We start from the raw sequence: 5,510 nt of genomic DNA, 5'->3' as shown, positions 1-5,510 counted from the left end.
CTGACCTCTGGTCGCGCGCCCTGTGGGTGTGTCATTTCTGGTTGCGCCGACAGTTTTGCTGGGTGTTCACCTTTCAAAGGTGACGGCGCAAGTGTTTGAGACGGCGCAAGTGTTTGAGCGGGGCGTTCAGGCCTTGGCGGGCCCCGTCGAGGCCCGGACCTTGAGGTGGGTCGGCATGACGGCGAGCTTCCGCGGCGTGCCGCCACGGATCGGGTCGAGCTGCGCCATGAGCATGGAGACGGCGACGCGTCCGGCCTGCTCGATGGGCGACGAGATGGTGGTCAGCGGGGGGTTGCAGAAGTCAGCGCCGAAGATGTCGTCGCAGCCCACGATGCTCACGTCCTCGGGCACGCGCACGCCGCGCTCGCGGAAGCGGTCCAGCATCCCGATGGCGAGCAGGTCGTTGAAGGCGATGACCGCCGTCGCCCCCGCGCTCAGGGCACCATCCGCCGCCGCCGCTCCGGAGAAGGCCGTCGGGGCGTAGGGGCCGATGCGAGTCGCCTTCATGCCGCGCTTGGCCGCGGCCTCCTCGATCGCCTTCCAGCGGCGGTGGTTGGACCAGGAGCTGGTGGGGCCGGCCGCGTAGACCACCGAGCGGTGCCCGAAGGACCAGAGGTGCTCGAGCGCCTGGACCACTGCGCCAGGGGTGTCGATGAGCACGGTGGGAGCATCCGCCGTCGCCCGATTGATGGTGACGAGCGGCTGGCGCGCCGCGGCATCGCTGAGCTGCTGGTCGGTGAGTCGCGACGCCGCGAGGATCACGCCATCCGTGGAGCGGCGCAGCTTGCGCAGGGTGTCGAGTTCGACGTCGGTCGCCTCCTCGGTGTCGACGAGCAGCTGGGTGTAGCCGGACGCCTTCAGCTGGTACTGCGTCCCCCGGATGATGTCGAAGTAGAACGGGTTCGTGATGTCCGGGACGAGCACCGCGATGACGCCCGTGCGCCCGGAGCTCAGCCCTCGCGCCTGGGTGCTCGGGACATAGTGCAGCTCGGCGGCAATCCGCTCGATCTTCTCCCGGGTCCTCGCGTTGACGCGCTGCGGATTGGACAGGGCGCGCGAAACGGTGGACGTGGCAACGCCCGCAATCTCGGCAATGTCACGAATGGTCGGCAGCCGCTCGCCGGGCGAGGAGATCTCCTGGGGCATGAAATCCATTTGAGCATTCATGGCAACTTCATGGCAATCGCTTGCCGTGATGTTTGCCACTTTCTTATGCTCGAAGAGCCCGGGCCGCACCGTGACGCCAGTCACAGCGGCCGAGTGAACTCAAGGAGGAGACACATGCGTTTCGGCACGAAGGCCGTAATGGCCTCGATCGCGACGGCTGCGGCCCTCGCCCTCTCGGCGTGCGGCGGCGGTTCGTCGAGCGGTGGCAGCTCGTCGGGAGGCGCGGTCAACGGAGCAGGCAAGACCCTCGACGTCCTCGTCAACGTCAACACGGCGTACCCCGAGCAGCAGAAGCAGTGGATGGCGGACATCACCACGAAGTTCAAGCAGCAGACGGGGGCCGACCTCAAGTTCGAGACCTTCACGTCGGCCAACGATGAGCTCACGCGCATCCAGACCTCCGTCGTCTCAGGGCAGGGCCCGGACGTCTACTCGCTCGGCACCACCTTCACGCCCACCGCGTACGCGACCAAGGCCTTCGTCACGCTGACCGACGACGACTGGAAGAAGATCGGCGGCAAGGACCGCTTCAACCAGAACGCCCTCGGCATCTCCGGCCCGGACAAGGATCACCTCGCGGGCATCCCCTTCGTGAGCCGCCCGTTCGTGATGGCGTACAACAAGGATCTCCTCAAGGCCGCAGGGATCGACGCTCCGGCCACGACGTGGGACGGCCTCGCGGAGCAGGCCAAGAAGCTCACGGACCCGTCCAAGGGCCAGTACGGCATGGCGATCGCGTACAAGGACAACTTCGATCCGTGGAAGTACATCTGGGCCATGTCGGTCCAGGCCGGCAACAACCTCGTCGACGGCAAGACCGCGAAGCTCAACGACCCGGCCGTCAAGAAGGCGTACCAGACCTACTTCGGCTGGCTCACAAACGACAAGGTCGTGAACCCGGCCTCGGTCGGCTGGAGCAACAGCCAGGCGCTCGCCGATTTCGCCGCCGGTAAGGCCGGCTACTTCCTCATGACCAGCTCGGGCTCGATCCCCACCCTCGACAAGTCCCCGATCGCCGGCAAGTGGGACTACGCCCTGATGCCGACCGCGGCCCCGGGCGACTCCTCCCCGAAGGCGGGCGCCACTCCGGCGGCGTCGATCCTCTCCGGTGACAACCTCGTGGTCGCGAACTACTCCAAGAACCAGGACCTCGCGTTCGCGTACATCAACCTGGTGACCAGCAAGGACGAACAGCTCAACTACCAGAAGATCTTCGGTGACCTGCCCGCCAACGCGGACGCCCTCGCATCGCTCCAGAACGCTCCGCACATGGCGGCGCTGACGGACGCTGCGAAGAAGTCCTATGCCACCCCGTTCACCGGCGCGTGGGGCGACATCCAGCTCGCACTGCTCAACGTCACGGTCCAGAGCATCCCGGACCTCTCGAACGGCAACGTCCCGGATTCGTCGCTGAGCCAGCGCATTCAGGACGCGCAGAACAAGTCTCAGCAGTCCCTCGACCGAGCGAAGTGAGGCGCGGACTCTGATCCGCTAAGGCAATCATGACGACTGCAAGCAATCCTGCGTCCGAGTCCCGGCGCGCCGCCCGTACGGCGCGCCGGGCCTCCGGGCCGGCCGTCGCCGTCGGCCCCGACGTCACCCCGGACGGAACCACCGCCGAGACGGTACCGGTCATCGCCTCGGGAGTCGACACCCCTGCCGGCCGCCGACGCGGCCCCTCGGAGCGCAATCGCCCGCTGTGGATGTTGATCCCGGGTGGCCTCCTGATGATCATCGTGATCATCGTGCCGCTCCTGCTCGGCATCTACATGTCCCTCCTCGACCTGGACCAGTACACGCTGCGCCAGTGGATCGAGGCACCCTTCATCGCCTTCGCGAACTATGTCGAGGCCGTCACCAGTACCAACCTGTTCCACGGGGTCTGGCTCAGCGTCTCGTACTCGTTCATCGCCACAATCATCGCGATGCCCATCGGGATCGCGGCCGCCGTCGCCACGCAGAACGCCTTCAAGGGGCGTGCCGTGGTCCGCTCGGTCTTCCTCATCCCGTACGTCCTGCCGTCCTTTGTTGTGGCCACGGTGTGGCGCACGATGTTCCAGCCCGGTGGGATCGTCGAGCACGGCTTCAAGTTCTTCGGCGCCGACCCCGGCCTGTTCCTCAACGGGCCGAACACGTACTGGACGCTCGTCTTCGTGCAGATCTGGGCGTCGTGGCCCTTCATCTACCTGCTCGCCCTCGCCGGCCTCCAGGCCGTGGACCATGAGGTCCACGAGGCGGCAGCCCTCGATGGCGCGCTCTGGTGGACCAAGCTCCGCTACGTGGTCTTCCCGTACCTCCGCGGCCCGATCTCGCTCGCGTTCATCATCGGGATGCTCAACCACATCAACAACTTCACCCTCCCGTTCGTGCTGTTCGGCATCCCCGCCCCGCACGACGTCGAGCTCCTGCCAGTTCTCACGTATGTGACGAGCTTCCAGAGCTTCCGCTTCGGCCTGAGCGCCGCGATGGCGGTCGTCTCCCTGATCCTGATCGCCATCCCGCTCTTCGTGTACCTGCGCGCCGTCAAGCTCGACGACGCCGAGACCCCCGGAGGCCGCAAATGAGCACCGCCACGGCAACCTCCCGCGCCCGAGTCTCCTCCGCCGTCGACCGCCCCGGCTCGCACCAGCAGGCCGAGGTCACGCGCCTCCTGCCCACGTGGCTCCTCGTGGTGGTCATCGCGGTCATCGCCCTGTTCGTCCTGCTGCCGCTGTCGTATATCTTCCTGGCGAGCATCAACTCGGACATCTCGGTGGCCCGCGGCGACTTCTGGCCCGCAGTGTTCACGCCGGACAACTACGCCAACATCTGGTCGAGCGTGGGCCTCGCCAACGGCCTGACGAACTCCATCATCGTGGCCGGGTCCACCGCGATCGTCTCGGCGGCCCTGTCCATCGGCACGGCGTACGTGCTGGTGCGCTACCAGTTCTTCGGGCGCCTCACGATCATGCGCGGCCTCCTGGCCCTCCAGTCGGTGCCGGGCACTCTGCTCGTGTTGCCGGTCTTCGTCCTGTTCTCCTCGTCCGCGACGTACCTCGGCATCCAGGTCATCGGCACTCGGTGGGGCCTGTTCATCACGTACCTGACGTTCGCGCTCCCGTTCTCGACGTGGGTCATGGTCACGTACCTGCGCGGCCTGCCGCGCGAGCTCGAGGAGGCCGCCCGCATCGACGGGGCGTCGAGTTTCGGGATCCTGACCAAGATCATCCTGCCGCTCAGCTGGCCTGGCATCATCGTCTCCGGCATCTTCGCGTTCCTCCTCGGGTGGAACGACGTGCTGTTCGCGTCGGTCATGACGAACCCCGAGAGCCAGACGGCCGCGGTGGCCCTGCAGATCTTCGCGACGAGCACCGAGGGCGGCGCGATCCCGTACTACGGTCAGATGATGGCTTCGGCCCTCGTCTGTGCCGCGCCGGTCGTGTTCCTGTACCTGTTCTTCCAGAAGTACCTAGTGGGCGGCCTGACCGCCGGAGGAGTCAAGTGACGATGTCTGAAACGGCCCAGTGGGAGCTGTCCGGATTCGGCGACGAAATCGACGACGATCCGCGGATCCAAGCGGCGGTGATGCGGGCCCTCGGGGCGGCGCACATCGAGGTCCGCAGCGCGTGGGGCACCAACATCGTGGACATGGACGAGGAGCAGCTCGCGGAGCTCAAGGGCATCCTCGACGAGGCCGGGCTCAAGGTCTCGGCGATTGCCTCGCCGATCGGGAAGGTCGACGTGGGCCTTCCGGTGGAGCACGAGGTCGAGCGGCTGGGGCGTGCGCTGCGCGCTGCCGAGGTGCTGGGGGCGCCGTTCATCCGCATCTTCTCCTTCTACTACGAGGGGAAGTCGGCCGAGGAGGTGCGGAACGCCGTCGTCGAGCGGATGACGGCGCTGGCCCGCCGGGCCGAGGGAACCGGCGTGACGCTCGTGCACGAGAACGAGAAGGACATCTTCGGCGACGTCCCGTCACGCGTCGCGGACATCATCGAGTCCGTGAACTCGCCCGCGCTCAAGGTCGCGTGGGATCCTGCGAACTTCGTTCAGGTCGGCGTGAAGCCGTTCACCGAGGCGTATGAGCTGCTCCGGCCGCACTTGGTCTACCTTCAGGTCAAGGACGCGCTGTTCGACGGCGGCCGCGTGGTCCCCGCGGGAGAGGGCGACGGCGAGGTGCTCCGGACCGTGGAGGCCCTCCGGGACAGCGGCTACACCGGCTTCGCCTCGCTCGAGCCGCACCTCGCGGCCGCGTTCTCGCTCGGCGGCTACAGCGGCCCGTACGCGTTCGGCGTGGCCGCCCGCGCCTTCGCGAAGGTCCTCGACGCGGCTGGTGTCGCCTCCGTCTGACGTCGCGTTCCTGCCCG

5 protein-coding genes are annotated in these 5,510 nt (G+C 67.0%); 4 read left to right on the top strand and 1 reads right to left on the bottom strand.

What is annotated here, in order from left to right; genetic code table 11:
- Positions 1–126: 126 nt before the first annotated feature.
- Positions 127–1,155, bottom strand: a complete 1,029-nt coding sequence (locus ACTHL9_RS06980) for a LacI family DNA-binding transcriptional regulator (RefSeq protein WP_440518124.1) — start codon at positions 1,153–1,155, stop codon at positions 127–129.
- Positions 1,156–1,281: 126 nt separating this feature from the next.
- Here ACTHL9_RS06980 and ACTHL9_RS06975 point away from each other — a divergent pair, with 126 nt between their 5' ends.
- Genes ACTHL9_RS06975 through ACTHL9_RS06960 form a run of 4 tightly spaced genes read left to right on the top strand, consistent with a single transcriptional unit; the run spans position 1,282 to position 5,493 of the window.
- On the top strand, positions 1,282–2,640 hold the full coding sequence (locus ACTHL9_RS06975) for an ABC transporter substrate-binding protein (RefSeq protein WP_440518123.1): 1,359 nt from the start codon (positions 1,282–1,284) through the stop codon (positions 2,638–2,640).
- Positions 2,641–2,669: 29 nt separating this feature from the next.
- Positions 2,670–3,731 (top strand): carbohydrate ABC transporter permease, encoded by a 1,062-nt coding sequence (locus ACTHL9_RS06970; protein WP_440518122.1) that lies wholly within the window; start codon positions 2,670–2,672, stop codon positions 3,729–3,731.
- On the top strand, positions 3,728–4,651 hold the full coding sequence (locus ACTHL9_RS06965; protein ID WP_440518121.1) for a carbohydrate ABC transporter permease: 924 nt from the start codon (positions 3,728–3,730) through the stop codon (positions 4,649–4,651). Before ACTHL9_RS06970 ends, ACTHL9_RS06965 begins: the two co-directional genes overlap by 4 nt.
- Positions 4,652–4,653: 2 nt before the next feature.
- On the top strand, positions 4,654–5,493 hold the full coding sequence (locus ACTHL9_RS06960; RefSeq protein WP_440518120.1) for a sugar phosphate isomerase/epimerase family protein: 840 nt from the start codon (positions 4,654–4,656) through the stop codon (positions 5,491–5,493).
- Positions 5,494–5,510: the final 17 nt, after the last annotated feature.

It is taken from the genome of Sinomonas sp. (assembly GCF_051955515.1).
GTDB lineage: Bacteria > Actinomycetota > Actinomycetes > Actinomycetales > Micrococcaceae > Sinomonas.
This window is presented reverse-complemented; position numbering and strand designations above follow the sequence as displayed.